This window comes from Streptomyces sp. CNT360 (assembly GCF_000424785.1).
This window is the reverse complement of sequence record NZ_AUKO01000001.1, coordinates 716,531-730,596: the sequence shown is the minus strand read 5'-3', so window position 1 is coordinate 730,596 and position 14,066 is coordinate 716,531. Positions and strand designations below refer to the sequence as shown.

16 protein-coding genes are annotated in these 14,066 nt (G+C 73.1%); 14 read left to right on the top strand and 2 right to left on the bottom strand.

Annotated elements, in window-relative coordinates; translation table 11 throughout:
- The first annotated feature begins 180 nt into the window (after positions 1-180).
- From H297_RS0103175 to H297_RS40115, 14 genes are all read left to right on the top strand, one after another.
- Positions 181-1,176 (top strand): hypothetical protein, encoded by a 996-nt coding sequence (locus tag H297_RS0103175; RefSeq protein WP_027735872.1) that lies wholly within the window; start codon positions 181-183, stop codon positions 1,174-1,176.
- Positions 1,173-1,931 (top strand): Flp pilus assembly protein CpaB, encoded by a 759-nt coding sequence (gene cpaB / locus H297_RS0103170; RefSeq protein WP_027735871.1) that lies wholly within the window; start codon positions 1,173-1,175, stop codon positions 1,929-1,931. The genes H297_RS0103175 and cpaB overlap by 4 nt, the downstream gene beginning before the upstream one ends.
- Positions 1,932-1,937: 6 nt before the next feature.
- The gene (locus H297_RS0103165; RefSeq protein ID WP_027735870.1) at positions 1,938-3,746 is read left to right on the top strand and encodes an AAA family ATPase; all 1,809 of its coding nucleotides are present in this window, start codon (positions 1,938-1,940) and stop codon (positions 3,744-3,746) included.
- Between the two features lie 6 nt (positions 3,747-3,752).
- Positions 3,753-4,154 (top strand): TadE family protein, encoded by a 402-nt coding sequence (locus tag H297_RS0103160; protein ID WP_027735869.1) that lies wholly within the window; start codon positions 3,753-3,755, stop codon positions 4,152-4,154.
- Positions 4,155-4,266: 112 nt separating this feature from the next.
- Positions 4,267-5,637, top strand: a complete 1,371-nt coding sequence (locus H297_RS0103155) for a TadA family conjugal transfer-associated ATPase (protein ID WP_027735868.1) — start codon at positions 4,267-4,269, stop codon at positions 5,635-5,637.
- A gap of 101 nt (positions 5,638-5,738) precedes the next feature.
- Positions 5,739-6,695 (top strand): type II secretion system F family protein, encoded by a 957-nt coding sequence (locus H297_RS0103150; protein WP_027735867.1) that lies wholly within the window; start codon positions 5,739-5,741, stop codon positions 6,693-6,695.
- Positions 6,696-6,699: 4 nt separating this feature from the next.
- Positions 6,700-7,590, top strand: coding sequence for a type II secretion system F family protein (locus H297_RS0103145; RefSeq protein WP_027735866.1), 891 nt, complete (start codon positions 6,700-6,702; stop codon positions 7,588-7,590).
- A 103-nt stretch (positions 7,591-7,693) separates the two neighbouring features.
- Positions 7,694-8,377 carry a hypothetical protein gene (locus tag H297_RS42515; RefSeq protein ID WP_051351437.1) on the top strand — a complete coding sequence of 228 codons (684 nt, stop codon included), beginning with the start codon at positions 7,694-7,696 and terminating at the stop codon, positions 8,375-8,377.
- Complete coding sequence (locus H297_RS0103135) at positions 8,374-9,354, top strand: hypothetical protein (protein WP_051351436.1); 981 nt, start codon at positions 8,374-8,376, stop codon at positions 9,352-9,354. The genes H297_RS42515 and H297_RS0103135 overlap by 4 nt, the downstream gene beginning before the upstream one ends.
- A 257-nt stretch (positions 9,355-9,611) precedes the next feature.
- Complete coding sequence (locus tag H297_RS0103130) at positions 9,612-9,815, top strand: hypothetical protein (RefSeq protein WP_027735864.1); 204 nt, start codon at positions 9,612-9,614, stop codon at positions 9,813-9,815.
- Between the two features lie 50 nt (positions 9,816-9,865).
- Positions 9,866-10,474, top strand: a complete 609-nt coding sequence (locus H297_RS0103125) for a hypothetical protein (RefSeq protein WP_078513690.1) — start codon at positions 9,866-9,868, stop codon at positions 10,472-10,474.
- 32 nt (positions 10,475-10,506) lie between these two features.
- Positions 10,507-11,094 carry a hypothetical protein gene (locus H297_RS0103120; RefSeq protein ID WP_027735862.1) on the top strand — a complete coding sequence of 196 codons (588 nt, stop codon included), beginning with the start codon at positions 10,507-10,509 and terminating at the stop codon, positions 11,092-11,094.
- Between the two features lie 2 nt (positions 11,095-11,096).
- A complete protein-coding gene (locus tag H297_RS0103115; protein ID WP_078513689.1) occupies positions 11,097-11,849 on the top strand; it encodes an OmpA family protein in 753 nt (250 codons plus the stop codon).
- Positions 11,850-11,886: 37 nt separating this feature from the next.
- A complete protein-coding gene (locus H297_RS40115) occupies positions 11,887-12,474 on the top strand; it encodes a hypothetical protein (protein WP_051351435.1) in 588 nt (195 codons plus the stop codon).
- A gap of 37 nt (positions 12,475-12,511) precedes the next feature.
- Here H297_RS40115 and H297_RS0103105 read toward each other — a convergent pair whose 3' ends face one another.
- Together H297_RS0103105 and H297_RS0103100 are read right to left on the bottom strand one after the other, a co-directional pair.
- On the bottom strand, positions 12,512-13,474 hold the full coding sequence (locus H297_RS0103105; protein WP_027735860.1) for a hypothetical protein: 963 nt from the start codon (positions 13,472-13,474) through the stop codon (positions 12,512-12,514).
- A 209-nt stretch (positions 13,475-13,683) separates the two neighbouring features.
- Positions 13,684-13,905, bottom strand: coding sequence for a hypothetical protein (locus H297_RS0103100; protein WP_027735859.1), 222 nt, complete (start codon positions 13,903-13,905; stop codon positions 13,684-13,686).
- Positions 13,906-14,066 lie beyond the last annotated feature (161 nt).

Below are 14,066 nucleotides of genomic sequence, written 5' to 3'. Positions count from 1 at the left end.
TGGGGGTTGCGAATGGGGTCGCGGTGGGTAGTGGTCCGGTCACGTGCGTTGCGGGGAACGGTTCTCTCGCCGGGATCCCCTGGCTAGTGTGTGAGGTCGGCACAACCGTGGCGGACGCGGCAGCGTGGGGGAGTCGCCGTGCGGTTCGCGCGGCGGTGGGGCATCCCGGGGGAGGCGGATGTGTCTGTGGCGTTGGCGGTCACCAGCCCGGGGCACATGCTCGCGCCGTCCGACGGCCACACCCCCGCTGCGCACGTCTTCACCTCGCCCGGTGAACAGCCGCTGGAGGCGGCACTCGCCGAGACGTCGGCCCTGCTGGAGCGGCACGGCTACCTCGTCCTCGTCCATCCGGAGACCCTGCCGCTCCCGTTCCGGCACCGCCTGCACACCGTCAGGGCGCTGCTGGAGAGCCGACGCCTCGCGCTGGTGCCGGTCCCGTTGCCGCCGTTGGCGACGGCGGTACTGGTGCGGCAGTTGCGGCAGTTGTCGCTGTGCGACTTCTCGCCGGGGGTGCTGGGCGCTGCCGTACGGCTGCTGACGCACTACCTGTACGCGGGGGCCGTCCTCGGTTCCGTCGCCAAGCTGGACCGGGTACCGGTCACCGTGGGCTCACACGCCCGCTCGTGGCTGCCCGGCACCCAGTTCGCGGTGCTGGCAGCGCCGGTTCCGGAGCTGGTCCGCATCGGCGCGGCGGAGGGCGAGGACGGCCTGACCGGGCCGCGGTTCGCCACCGATCTGACGGTCGCGCACGGGCAGTTCAGCTCCGACTGGGCGACCCGCACCCTGCCGGCCCGCTGGCGGGTGGGCCGGGTCGCGCAGGCGCCGTTGCCCTCGGACTCGGCGGCGTGGTGGGGCACGGGCAAGCTGACGGAGTTCGTGGCGGCCATTCCGGACGTCTCCGTGCTGTACCAGCTCGTCGCCTCGGTACGGCGCGACGTGTGCCACGGGTGCGGCCTGGAACTCATCGGTGACCGGTGCGCCTTCTGCGCCGCACCGTTGCCCGCGGAACCGCCCGGCGCACCCTCCGCGGCGCCTGAACCGTCTGCAACGCCTGAGCCGTCCGCGAAGCGCGACCCGCGCGCGCTCGACCGTTCCCGGCCTGCCGACGGTGCCCCCGCCCGTCCCGCGGACGGTCACCGTCCCGTCGTCGCCGATCCCCGAGGTCTCCGTCCATGAACTCACGCCGGCGCCGCGGCGTCCTCCTGCTGGTCCTCTCGCTCGTGTGCGCCCTCGCGGCGTTCGCCGGGGTGCTGGCCGTGGTCAGGAATGTGGAGGCCGAGGTGGGGGACGAGGTGACGGCCTATCGGCTGAAGGAGGACGTGCCCGCCTACGAGAAGCTGGACGCCTCGCAACTGGAGCGGATATCGATGCCCAGGCGCTGGCTGCCGGGGACCGCGGTCACCGATCCGGGGCAGATCCGCCGCAGGATCGCCGCCAACGCGTTGCAGAAGGGCTCGCTGCTCCAGTCCGACATGATGGCGAAGCGGCCGGAGCTGGCGGAGGGCGAGCAGGAGCTCGCCATCATGATCGATGCGGAGACCGGCGTGGCCGGGAAGATCGATCCGGGCAACCGCGTCAACATCTACGCCACGTTCGAGGGCGAGCGGCGCCCGGAGGGGACGGGCCGTGACGACCGGGGCGGTGGCGGGTCGGGCACGCCGTCGGAGTCCCGGCTCATCGTCAGCCGCGCCAAGGTCATCGACGTCGGCAAGCTGACCCCGCTCGACGACGACGGCGACCGCGACGAGCGCACCCGCCGCGAGGAGCGCGAGGGGGTGCCGATCACGTTCGCGCTCTCCACCGGGAACGCGCAACGGGTCGCGTACGCGGAGTCCTTCGCGGAGAACGTCCGGCTGGCCCTCGTCGCGCCGGGTGACGACACCCGGGCCCCCGAGAAGGACCGCATCTACACGCTCCCCGGAGACGAGTGAGGTCCCATGGTCACCCGCATCCTGCCGGCCGTCAGCGATCCGGACGCCGCCCGCGCGGTCGTCACTCTGCTCAGCCAGCTGCCCGAGGCCGAGCCGATGCCGCCGGCCGTGGACTCCGCCCAGCTGCTGGAGCACCTGGCCCGCCAGGCGGAGGAGGCACGGGACGGGCTGCCGGAGGTCGTGTTCGTCCACGAGCTGATCGGCCCGGTGTCCGCGCTGGAGCTGATCGGTCAGGTGGCGCTCCGGTTCCCCGCCGTCGGCGTCGTGCTGGCCACCCAGGACACCAGCCCCCGGCTGTACTCGGCGGCGATGGACGCCGGGGCACGCGGCGTGGTGGCGCTGCCGCTGGCCTACGACGAGCTGGAGGCGCGGGTCACCGCAGCCGCCGGCTGGGCCCGCGGGGTGCGCCGTCATCTGGGCGGCGGGTACGAGGCCGGATACGGCGCCGCCCCGTACGGGCCCGGCGGGCCGGCGGGCGGCACGGTCGTCACCGTGACCGGCGCCAAGGGCGGGGTGGGCAGCACGCTCACCGCCGTCCAGCTCGCGCTCGCCGCCCGGGCAGCCGGACGGGACACGGTGCTGGTCGACCTCGACCTGCAGGCCGGTGACGTGGCCTCGTATCTCGACGTGCGCTTCCGCCGCTCCGTCGTCGACCTGGCGGGCATCCGGGACCTGTCGCCGCGCGTCCTGAAGGACGCCGTCTATCCGCACGAGACGGGTCTGGGGCTGCTCCTGGCCCCCGCGGAGGGCGAGCGGGGCGAGGAGGTGGACGAGCGCGCGGCGCGTCAGCTCCTGGCCGCGCTGCGGTCCCGGTACGAGGTCGTCGTGGTCGACTGCGGCACCCAGCTGCACGCGGCCAACGCCGCCGCGGTCGAGTCGGCCGACGTGGCTCTGCTGCTGACCACCCCGGACGTGGTCGCGGTACGCGGCGCGACCCGCATGGTGCGGCTGTGGGACCGGTTGCGGGTCCGCAAGGCCAGCGAGACGCTCACCGTGGTCAACCGGGCCTCCCGGCACAGCGAGATCCAGCCGCAGCTCGTCGCCCGCATCACCGGCACCCCGGTGGCCCGCACGGCGGTGCCCGCCCACTTCAAGGAGCTCCAGTCGGCGCTGGACGCCGGCCGGATGCAGGACCTCGACCCCAGGGGCAGCGTCCGCCAGGCGCTGTGGGGGCTGGCCGGGGAGCTCGGCCTGACGGGGCAGGGGCAGCAAAGCGGCCGCACCGCACCGGGCGAGCGCCCCCGCGCCCGGCAGGCCCTGCCGCCGGGCGCCTCCGCACCGGGCGGCTCCGCACCCGGGACCTCCGCGTCGGACGGTTCCGCACCCGGGACCTTCGGACCCGGCGCCTCCCCGCCGCATACGGAGGGGGCGGGTCCCTCTCCTGGCGGCCCCGACCGGGGCGCGCTCGGCTTCCTGCGGCGGCACCGCCTGGCACCTCGTACCCGCGCCGAGGGGGAACGGGGCTCGCTGACCGTGGAGTTCGCGGGGATGGCGCCCCTCGTGCTGCTCACGCTCGCCCTGCTGTGGCAGTGCGTACTGATCGGCTACACCTTCTCCCTCGCGGGCAACTCCGCGGACGAGGCGGCCCGCGCCGCCACCGCGGCCGCCGCCTACGGCGACCCGCAGGGGGCGTGCGAGGCGGCGGCCCGCGCACATCTGCCCGCCAAGTGGCGTGCAGACGCCTCGGTCCGCTGCACCCGCGGCGGCACGGTGTGGAAGGCGGACGTCGACCTGAGAACGCCGCTCCTCTTCCCGGGCGCGGCCGGGCTGCCGTTCACGGTCGGTGGCGAGGCGGGCGCGGCGGAGGAGGGGTGAGCCGGCGTGCGGCGGAGCGGACGAGGGCGGGCGGCGCAGGGCGGCGACCGGGGCTCCAGCGCCCTGGAGTTCGCCGGGATGCTGCCGCTGCTGCTGTTCGTGGCGATGGCGGCCCTCCAGTTGGGCATCGCGGGGTACGCCGTGCAGCAGGCGGGCACCGGGGCGCGGGCGGCGGCCCGGGTGGCCTCCCAGGAGGAGATCGCGGACGGTTACGCGGCGAGCGGGCGGGCCGCCATGTCCGGCTGGACGGCGCGCCGCAGCAGCTTCGCGCTCTCCGCAGGGCGCGACGAGGTCCAGGTCACCACCACGGTGACCATCCCCTCCCTGATCCCCGGCATCGACGACCTGGGCGAGGTCTCCCGCTCCGCGACGATGCCGAGCGACGGAGCGAAGGACCGGAGCGGGTGAGCCGGCGTGCGGCGAAGGGAACGGAGGAACCGGAGCGGACCAGCAGGCGGGAGCCGACGAGGAAACCGCTCCGGCCAGGTGACGAGAGGGAGTTCGTGAGCGAGGGGGGACGATGAGCCTGCGGTCCCGGATCAGCGCCAACGCCGCACAGCAGGGGCCCGAGGGCGGTCCGGTGTCCGGCGCGGCGTCCGCCGACGCCACCGGTCACCTCGTGGCGGCCTACCGCACCAAGCTGCTGGAGGAGATCGACCTCGCCGAGATGTCGGCGCTGTCCCCCGCCGAACGCCGCTCCCGCCTCGAACGGGTGCTGGGCCATCTCATCAGCCGCGAGGGCCCGGTGCTGGCGACGGGCGACCGCACGCTGCTGATCCGCCGCGTGGTGGACGAGGCGTTGGGCCTGGGTGTGCTCGAACCGCTGCTGGAGGACGGCTCCATCACCGAGATCATGGTCAACGGCCCCGACCAGATCTTCGTCGAGCGCGGCGGCCGGGTCGAGCGGGTGCCTGTCCGCTTCGCCTCCGACGAGCAGCTCATGCAGACCATCGAGCGCATCGTCTCCACCGTCAACCGGCGGGTGGACGAGTCGAATCCGATGGTCGACGCCCGGCTGCCGTCGGGGGAGCGGGTCAACGTCATCATCCCGCCGCTGTCCCTGACCGGCGCCACCCTCACCATCCGCCGCTTTCCCCGCGCCTACACCCTGGCCGAACTCATCGGCCTGGGCACCCTCGACGAGCACATGCTGGCCCTGCTGTCCGGATTCGTCCGGGCCCGCTGCAACCTCATCGTCTCCGGGGGCACGGGCAGCGGGAAGACGACCCTGCTCAACGCGCTCTCCGCGCTGATCCCCGAGCACGAGCGCATCATCACCGTCGAGGACGCCGCCGAACTCCAGCTCCAGCAGAGCCACGTCATCCGGCTGGAGACCCGCCCGCCCAACGTCGAGGGCAAGGGCCAGGTGACCGTACGCGAACTGGTCCGCAACTCGCTGCGGATGCGTCCCGACCGCATCATCGTCGGCGAGGTGCGCGGCGGGGAGACACTCGACATGCTCCAGGCCATGTCCACCGGGCACGACGGCTCGCTGGCGACCGTGCACGCCAACAGCGCCGAGGACGCGCTGATGCGGTTGCAGACGCTGGCCTCCATGTCGGAGGTGGAGGTGCCGTTCGCGGCCCTCCAGGACCAGATCAACTCCGCCGTCGACGTGCTCGTCCAACTCGCCCGGCTCGCCGACGGCTCCCGCAAGGTCGTCGAGATCTCCCTGCTGGCCTCGCACGCGCGGGAGGCCTTCCGGATCGCGACGGTCTCCCGGTTCGCGGCCCGCCCCATGGGCCCGGACGGCCGGGTGCACGGCACGTTCGACCACCTGCCGCTGCCGCGCCGCGCCGCCGACCGGCTCCACCTGGCGGGCGAGTCGGTACCCCCGGCCTTCGGCGTGGCCCGCACCGACGACCAGCTCGCCACCAGGGAGGCGCTGTGACCGGTCCACTCGGCCCGCCGCCGGCAGCGGGACCGCCCTCCGTGCCCGCAGCCCCCCTCGCATCCGGGCCCGGCGGCCACCCGGCGCCGGTGGCGCTCGCGCTGGACGCCACCGCGGCCTTCGCACTCGGTGCCGCACTGGCCGCCTGCGTGCTCGCCGCCGCGGGCGTGCTCAGCCTCCTCTCCGGACGGGCCCGCCGCCGCGCACTGCTGGAGCGGCTCGGCCAGGACGAGGGCGCCGGCCAAGGAGCCGCATCCGGTCCGACCGGACGCGGACGCCGCTTCGCCGGTGTCGACCGTCGGGTGCGGGCCACCGCCGCAGGCCGCCGCCTGGAGAGCAAACTGGCCGCCACCGGGCTGGAGGTGACCCCCGGCGAGTACGTCGTCGCCATGGCCGGACTGGTGGCCGTGCTGTGGCTGCTGGCCTCCTCCGTCCTGGCGCCGTTCTTCGGACCGATCGCCGCCCTCGTCGGCGTCCTGGCCGGCAACGCGTTCCTCGGCCATCAGCGGCAGCGCCGCACCGAGCAGTTCATCAACCAGCTCCCCGAACTCGCCCGCATCCTGGCCAACGCCACCTCCGCCGGGCTCGCACTGCGCACCGCACTCGGCATGGCGGCGGAGGAGCTGGAGGCACCGGCCGGAGACGAACTGCGGCTGGTCACCGATCAACTGGCCGTCGGCCGCTCCGTCGACGACGCGCTCGGCGAGCTCGCCGAGCGGCTGCCGTCGCGCGAACTCGTCGTCCTCGTCACCACGCTGGTCCTCTCCAACCGCGCGGGCGGCACCATCGTCGCCTCCCTGCGCAACCTCACCACCACCCTGGAGGAACGCAAGGAGACCAGGCGCGAGGTGCGCACCATGCTCGCCGAGGTCAACGCGACGGCCTTCACCATTCCGCTGCTCGGTCTGGGCGCCATGCTGATGATGAACTCGATGATGCCCGGGGCCCTGACCCGCGTGACCGGCAGCCCCGTGGGGCAGATCGCCATGGTCGTCGCTGTCGGACTGTTCGCCGCCGGGTTCTGGGTGATCCGCCGGCTCGGCAGGATCGAGGTGTGAGCCCGTGATCGCACTGGGACTCGCCCTGCTCGCCGCCGTCGCCGTGTACGGGGCCTTCGCCGGAGTGCGGCTGTACCGGGCCGAGACCAGGCTGCCGCCCGACCTGGCCGTCGCCCTGGAGGTCGGCGCCACCCGCACCACCAAGGGCGAGGCCGCCATCGACCGCCTCGGGATGCGTCTCGCCCCTCTCGTGCTGCGGCTGATGGGGCCCCGCCAGGTCGCCCGCAAACGCCGCAGAATCGACCAGGCGGGCAACCCCGGCGGCCTCACCGTGCAGCGGTACGCCGCCCGCCGTGCCGTCTACGGCCTCTTCGGCGTTCTGATGGCCGTAGTGGGTCTCTCGGCCGGCAGCCTGTTCTTCACCGTTCTCGTGCTGGCGTTCGGCTGGTACGCCGCGGACCTCGTCATCCGGCAGGCCGTCAAGGACCGCCGCCGCGTCATCGAACGCACCCTGCCGGACTTCCTCGACGTCCTCGCCGTCGTCGTCTCCGCCGGCCTCGGCTTCCGCCAGGCGCTCGAACGCGTCGCCGACCGCTACGCCGGCCCGTGGGCGGACGAACTGCGCATCACCCTGCGCCAGATGGACATGGGCGTCAGCCGCCGGCAGGCCTTCGACGAGCTGCGCAGACGCAACGCCAGCGACCAGGTCGACCAGTTCGTCACGGCCCTCCAGCAAGGCGAGGAACTGGGTGCCCCCATCGCCGAGACGCTCATCCAGATCGCCACCGACATGCGCCGTACGGACGCGCAGAATGCGCGGCGCAAGGCGGCCAAGACCGTGCCCAAGGCGACCATGTCGACCATCGCCTTCCTCCTGCCGGGCACGCTCATCCTCATCGTGGCCACCTTCGTCCTCGGTTCCGACACCGACCTGGGTTCGGTGCTGGGCGGATGAGGCCCCAACTCCGCTTGTACGCATCGCTGTTGCGCCTGTCGCAAGGGTGCTCGAATGATTACTCTGGGCGGTCACCGCTGTCGGCTGACGGGAGTCGCGCACGATGAGCAAGCGGACCACTGCAACGTCCACGGCACTCACCGCAGCGGCCACCCTCGCGGCGGCGCTGCTGCTCGGCGCCTGCGGCGCCGAGGGCGGCTCCGGCGACGAGATCAAGGGGGCGGGCAAGGGCGGCGACGCCTCGGCCTCCGCGTCTGCTTCGGCCGAGGACCGCGGCGGCAAGAAGGCCGGCAAGGGCGACGGCCTGGGTACCCCCGAGTTCGACTTCCCGGACGGCGTCAAGGTCGACATCGCCGACGAGGACACCGGCGACCCGGCCCAGGACGAGGTCCTGCGGGACCACGGGTACGCGCTGCGTGCCGTGGTCCTGTCCATCGCAAAGGCCGACAGCGGCCTGCCGGTGGCCTACCGGTTCCTGTGGAAGGACGCCGGTGAGGCGCTGAAGTACCACATCTCGAAGTTCAAGGACGACGGCCAGGTCGGCACCGGCGTGTACCGCTACTACGACCGGAAGGCCGTCGTCCAGGACAAGGACTCGGCGGTCGTGACCTACTGCGAGAGCAAGCGGGACGCCTTCGCCAAGGTCGTGAAGACGGGGAAGGTCCTGCGGACCGAACCGAGCGACGAGGACTTCGCGCGCTTCCGGTCCCGCATGGAGAAGCACGGCGGGGAATGGAAGGCGATGACCATGACGGCGAAGACGGGGGACCCGGGATGCAAGCGGTGACGCCCAGACGCACCGGGGTCACCGTGTTCATCGCGGCCCTGGCCGTCGTGGGCGGATACCCCGCCCACGCGGGCGACGACAAGAGCTGGGAGCAACCACCGGCCCGGTCCGACAAGGGTGGTGGGGGCGGTGGCGGAGGCATCTCCGCCACCGTCCAGTACAAGAAGGTGAACGTCCCCTCCGGGGGTGCCCCGATGGTCCCCGCGGCGGGAGCCGCCTGGCAGCCGCCGCCGTGCTGGTACGTGCCGCGCTACACGCCGAAGCAGTTCGACAAGGTGACGCTGGCCGCACGCAACTACCCCGGCAGCGCGGCCGCCGAGCTGACGAGGAAGTACGGGGAGCACGACTTCAACAAGGGCCGCAAGGGCCTGTGGTGGGAGTTGGAGATCTCCGGGGACGACGACGGCTCCTGCAACACGAAGGAGGGTTTCTTGTGGATCGGCCCCAAGGATCCGCCGCCGCCCGATGCGCCCGTCATCGATCCGGAGATCCTCGCGGGGCTGGCCTACCGGGAGACGAAGCTCCCGGCGCCGCCGCTGGAGCTCAGCCCGCCCGCAGGACGGCAGATCGTCAATCTGAAGACGTACGCCTCGTTCGCGAGGAAGCTCCCGCGCGTGTGGGTGACCGCGAGTCTCGATTACCCCGGCGGGGCGCTGGCGGCGACGACGACCGCCGTTCCCACCAAGCTGCGGCTGGAGGCGGGTTCGGCCCAGGCCGACCCGTCCTCGTGCAGCTACGACCTGCGGGCCTCGAAGGGCTCGTACGGGATCGACACCAAGGGCGCGGGCTGCAACATCACCTACCGGCGCGCCTCGGGCGACAGCGGTTCCACCCTCACGGCGTACGTGACGTGGAAGGTCCACTGGAACGAGGGCGAGAGCCCGGACGGCGGGCCGCAGCATGCGATGCCCAGTGGCACGTCGGACAGCCGGACGGCGGTCACGGTCAAGGAGGTGCAGTCGATCGTGCGGGACTGAGGGGCGAGCCGCCGTGGACCGCGTGGCCGACGGGTTTTCCGCTCCCTCTTCGCCGCCACAACGACTTGTGGCACAGTCTGCATTCGGGCAGCGACTGTCAGCTACACCGCGCGGGGGTGAGGGAGGGGCGCGTGACGTGAGACCACCACGCTGCGGCGGTTCCCACGGCGGCCGCCACGCGGGACGGGTCAGCCGGTCGGACACGGGGACGTGTCCCTGCGGGGACACCGAGTCAGCCACCAACGGAGGAGATCCCGATGTCGAACGCCATCCGCAGGCGGATCCGGACCCGCGTCACCCGTCTTCGGGGCCGGGCCGCGGACCGGGGCGCCAACTCGATCGAATACGCCGGCATCGTCATCCTCGTCGCCGGCATCATCCTCGCCATCCGCGCGCTCGGGCTCGACTCGATGATCTCGGGAGCGATCGCCAACGCCGTCAGTGCCGTTCTGGGAGGCTGACCACCCGGTGGCGCGGTGACGAGGGGCAGACGGTCCTGCTGTACGGCGCGGTGATCGCGGGTCTGCTCTTCCTGGCCTTCGCCTTCTTCGCCGTCGCCCAGGCCGCGACCGTCCGCAACGGCGGGCAGACCGCCGCTGACGCCGCCGCGCTGGCGGCCGCCAGGGACGACCGGGACCTGTACTTCGACGGCTTCCTGGACGCCCTGGCGGGGGACGAGGAGTGGCGGGAGTGGCTGGAGGGGGTGGCGCCGCTGGACGGTGACGGCTGCGGTGCAGCCGCCCGGTTCGCCGGCCGCAACCGTTCCGACCTGCTCTCCTGCGCTCCCGTGGCGCGGGAGGGGGACGGCGGCTACACCGTCCGGGTGCGGACCCGGTTCGACACGGGCGACACCTTCGTCCCGGGCGCGGACCACAAGAAGGCCCGGGCCACCGCCACCGCCGTGGTCCGCCCCCGCTGCGCGGCCGAGGAGGACGCCGCCGGGAGGGACGCCGAGGACGGCCCCGGCGAGGACGCGGGCGGCGAGGAGGCGGGTGGCGAGGACGCGGACGCCGAGGAGATCGAACTCACCTGTGCGGGCGAGGACCTCACGATCGACCCCCGCGACGAGAACCCCGACGTGAGACCGTCGGACCTCTTCGCCGTGGTGCTGGTCGAATGACGAGCCAACGACGAAGGAGAGTCGGGTACTTCATGAATCTTCGGCGCACCACGAAGCTCCGCAGGGGCGTTGCCGCGGTCGCGCTCGCAGCCGGGCTGGTGCTCACGGCCGCGGCCTGCGGCGGAGGCGGCGGTGGCGACGACGCCAAGAAACCGCGGCCTTCCCAGGAGGAGCACAGCGACGGGGGCGGCGACCCGGACCAGGGCAACGGCGACGGGCCGCTCGCACAGGTCAAGGGCGGGGACGACATCACCCTCACCGTCGCCGCGGCCCGCCGCGAGTCCGGCGGTTTCGTGACGGTGACGGGGAAGGTCACCAACGGCAGCGGAAAGATCTGGGTGGCCCCCGGCTGGGAGGGCAACGAGTCCGAAGTGGCCCTGCGCAACAAGCTGTCCGTCGCCGGAGCCAAGCTTGTCGACAAGAAGGGCAAGAAGCGCTACCTCGTGCTGCGCGACACCGAGGGCCGCTGCCTGTGCACCTCCTTCGGGCAGCCCGTGCAGGCGGGCAAGTCGAAAACCTGGTACGCCCAGTTCCCGGCGCCCCCGCAGGGCAACGACAAGGTCGAGTTCCAGATCGCCGACATGCCTCCCGCCGAGGTGACGATCGGCGGGGAGGGATGAGGATGAGCCTCCCCCGTCCGTACGTGACCAGGGCTGTGGCCTGTTCGTCGTTCTCGGCCGCGCTCGTCCTCGGCCTCGGCGCCTTTGGTGCCGCGGCCGACGATCCGACGCCACGCCCCACCCCCTCGATCCCCGACATCGCCACCAAGTACCCCACGGACGACCCCACCACCATCCCGACCGGGCAGGCACCGTCCCTCCCGGGGGAGAAGGGGCCGGGGGACCCGGGGTACAGCGAGCCGCCGGACAACATCGGGGACTCCGAGGCCCCTGTCCAGGTGGATCCGGAGGCGGACGGGCTGCGGCTGGCGGGCGGGGCGAAGCTCGCGGAGCCCAAGGTGCTGGACATCGAGTTCGTGACCGAGGACCTGGGCGGCGAGGAGCGGCGCGAGGACAGCACGGCGAAGACGAAGTTCACCTTGCAGGCGGAGGTGCTCTTCCCCAAGGACAGTTCGAAACTGAACAGCGGGGCGAAGTCGCGGATCGAAACGATCGCGAAGGAGATCGAGCAGCAGGAGAGCACCGAGGTCAACGTCTTCGGCTTCACCGACGACCTCGGTTCCTACGCGCACGGCAAGAAGCTGTCCAAGAAGCGGGCCACCGCGGTCCAGGGCGAGTTGGCCTCCCACCTGGGCTCCGACGTCAGCTTCCAGGTGCGCGGCTACAGCGAGGACTACCCCGTCGCGGACAACCGGTCGGAGGAGGGCCGCAAGAAGAACCGCCGGGTGGAGGTTTCGTTCCCGAAGAAGGACTGAAGGATGAGGCGGGGACGACGAGGGAAAGGGCGCAGGGGTGAACAGTGAGGTGACCCGGGAGGAGGCGGCGGAGGGCACGACCGCGCGGACCGAGGCATCCGGCGTCGTCCGCCGCGACGACGGCACGCGGGCCGCCGGCGCCGCCTCACCCGCCCGCGCCTGGACCACCGGCTGGACAGCGGGCGTCGCGCACGCGCTCGGAGCCGCGCTGCTGCTGATCACCGAGTTCGTCCGCGGGGACGTGGCGGGACTCGGCGAGCGGGTGCCGCCGGGCGCGCGGCTGCCCGGTTACGCGGACGGTTTCCGCCATCTCGTCGACGTGCTGGACGGCCAGTGGTGGTTCCGCGCCGCCGAGGACGTACGGGATGCGGTCAGCTTCGGCGAGCCGCGGGCCGCGCTGTGGGCGGCCGTGTGCGCCGCGCTGGTGGTGCGCCTCAACGCGGACGGGCCGCCCCGCCTCCAGTGCTTCCTCTCCCTGGCGGGCGCGTTCTACTGCGTGGTCGCGGCGCTGACCGCGGTGCCGTTCTGGGCGCTGCCGGGCGCGGCACTGCCCTTCGTGCTCGTAGCGGGTACGACAGCGGTGGTGGCGGCCACGCCGACCCGGTGGCGGCGGCGTCCCGGCTGAGGCGCCCGCAGCCCGTCCCGGCGGGATCGGGAGCGGCTCATTCCGTCGCGTCCGCGGTGCACAGTGTGCGGCTGCCGCCGTCGACCTTCCATGTCCAGTAGCGGGAGTGCACACCGTCGTCGGTCTCCCGGCACGGGGCGGGCCGGTCGCGGACACCGGTGATGGTCAGCAGCGTGTCGTAACGGCCTTTCTCATCCGCTTCGTTGCTGCGCCCCGGGTGGGCTGTGCCGCTGCCTTTCGCGGGTGGCCGGGTGGAGCATGCGGGCGCCGACATCAGGGCGGCCCGGATCCGGCCGCCTTCGGACTCGGCCAGCAGGCACTGGCCGGTGCGGAACTGCCGGGTGACACACAAGGCGGTCTCCCCGTGGGACCAGGTGGCCCGCCCGTTGCCGGTGGGGCAGGAGGGGCCGGCTCCCTCGCCCGCCTCGCCCGGTCCGGTGCGCCGGACGGCGGTCACCCGGGTGAACGCCCGGTCGTCGCCGCACGGGACACGGGTGGCCTTGTCCGGAGCGGGGCGGCTCCAGCCGGAGCCGTTGCCGTGCACAGTCAGGCACTGTCCGGCCCGCACGCTGTGGAAGGCATCCGCCAAGGCGTCGTCCGACATGCCGGGGTCGGTGGCGCCGGGGCGCGGCGCGTCGGCGGGCGGGGTGGGCAGGGAGCTGCCCGGTGGCAGGCCGGAGCGCGGCGGCGAGGAGGGCGCCGGTCCGCTGCCGCCGGGGCGGGGCGTCGGATAGGCGGGCACGCTCCGGGCGCTGGGAGAGGGGCGGGCCGACGCGCCGTCGGCCTCCCCGGGCGGGGTGACGACCTTGGGCAGGACCAGCGTCGCGAACAGCGCTGTGGCGAGCAGCAGTCGCTGCCGTCCGCGCCGGGCACGAGCCGCGGGACCGTCCGCCTCGGGCCCTGTGCCCGTCCCGGCTGCCCTGCCCGTGCCGCCGTGGCCGCCGGTCACGTCCTTGCCGTCCGGCGGCCGACCGCCGCGCCGCAGTCCGAACTTTCCCACCGAGCGCTCCGTCTCCCCATGGCCCGCGCCCCCGCGCGTACCGCTCCTGCGTACATGCTTGCGGATCAACGCGCGACTGGCGAGACCCCGTTGGCGGAGGGATCGGCACGGGACGTCGGAGAGACCGAACGCCGCGTGGCGTCAGGAAAAGGAGGGGAGGAGGTTTCGAGCGGGAGGGCGGAGAGAAGAGATGGTCGAGGCGGCGGCCCTCACGCCGCCTCGACCATCTCGGCACGAACGGCGCGCTGCCACTGCCCGCGCAGCCGGTCCAGTTCGGCGAGGGCTTCCTTCGACCAGAGGGTGCGGCCGGCGACGAAGTCCCTGATCGCGTCGTTCGCCGCAGTGACGGAGAGCTCCGGCGCGGGCCCTGCGCCCCTGTCGGCCTCCGCGGACCGTCCGGGCTCTCCGGGCCCGGTGGAAGTCGATGTCATACGGACTACAGTACGGCCCCCCACTGACAACGGCAGTTGGTTAACGAGGCCTTTGGGGCGGCCTATTGGTGCTGCGTCGCAGGTGTCGGCGCTGTCCCGCTCCAAGATGCTCCGACCGGGTGTGAGATGAATCGCTCCCGGAGACCTCCGTACGGCGGACA

What these genes read in the sequence shown, in the direction of transcription:
- H297_RS0103155 (WP_027735868.1), top strand. Translation starts at nt 4,267, where the DNA reads ATGAGCCTGCGGTCCCGGATCAGCGCCAACGCCGCACAGCAGGGGCCC.
- H297_RS0103130 (WP_027735864.1), top strand. Translation starts at nt 9,612, where the DNA reads ATGTCGAACGCCATCCGCAGGCGGATCCGGACCCGCGTCACCCGTCTT.
- H297_RS42515 (WP_051351437.1), top strand. Translation starts at nt 7,694, where the DNA reads ATGAGCAAGCGGACCACTGCAACGTCCACGGCACTCACCGCAGCGGCC.
- cpaB (WP_027735871.1), top strand. Translation starts at nt 1,173, where the DNA reads ATGAACTCACGCCGGCGCCGCGGCGTCCTCCTGCTGGTCCTCTCGCTC.
- H297_RS0103165 (WP_027735870.1), top strand. Translation starts at nt 1,938, where the DNA reads ATGGTCACCCGCATCCTGCCGGCCGTCAGCGATCCGGACGCCGCCCGC.
- H297_RS0103120 (WP_027735862.1), top strand. Translation starts at nt 10,507, where the DNA reads ATGAATCTTCGGCGCACCACGAAGCTCCGCAGGGGCGTTGCCGCGGTC.
- H297_RS0103115 (WP_078513689.1), top strand. Translation starts at nt 11,097, where the DNA reads ATGAGCCTCCCCCGTCCGTACGTGACCAGGGCTGTGGCCTGTTCGTCG.
- H297_RS0103100 (WP_027735859.1), bottom strand. Translation starts at nt 13,905, where the DNA reads ATGACATCGACTTCCACCGGGCCCGGAGAGCCCGGACGGTCCGCGGAG.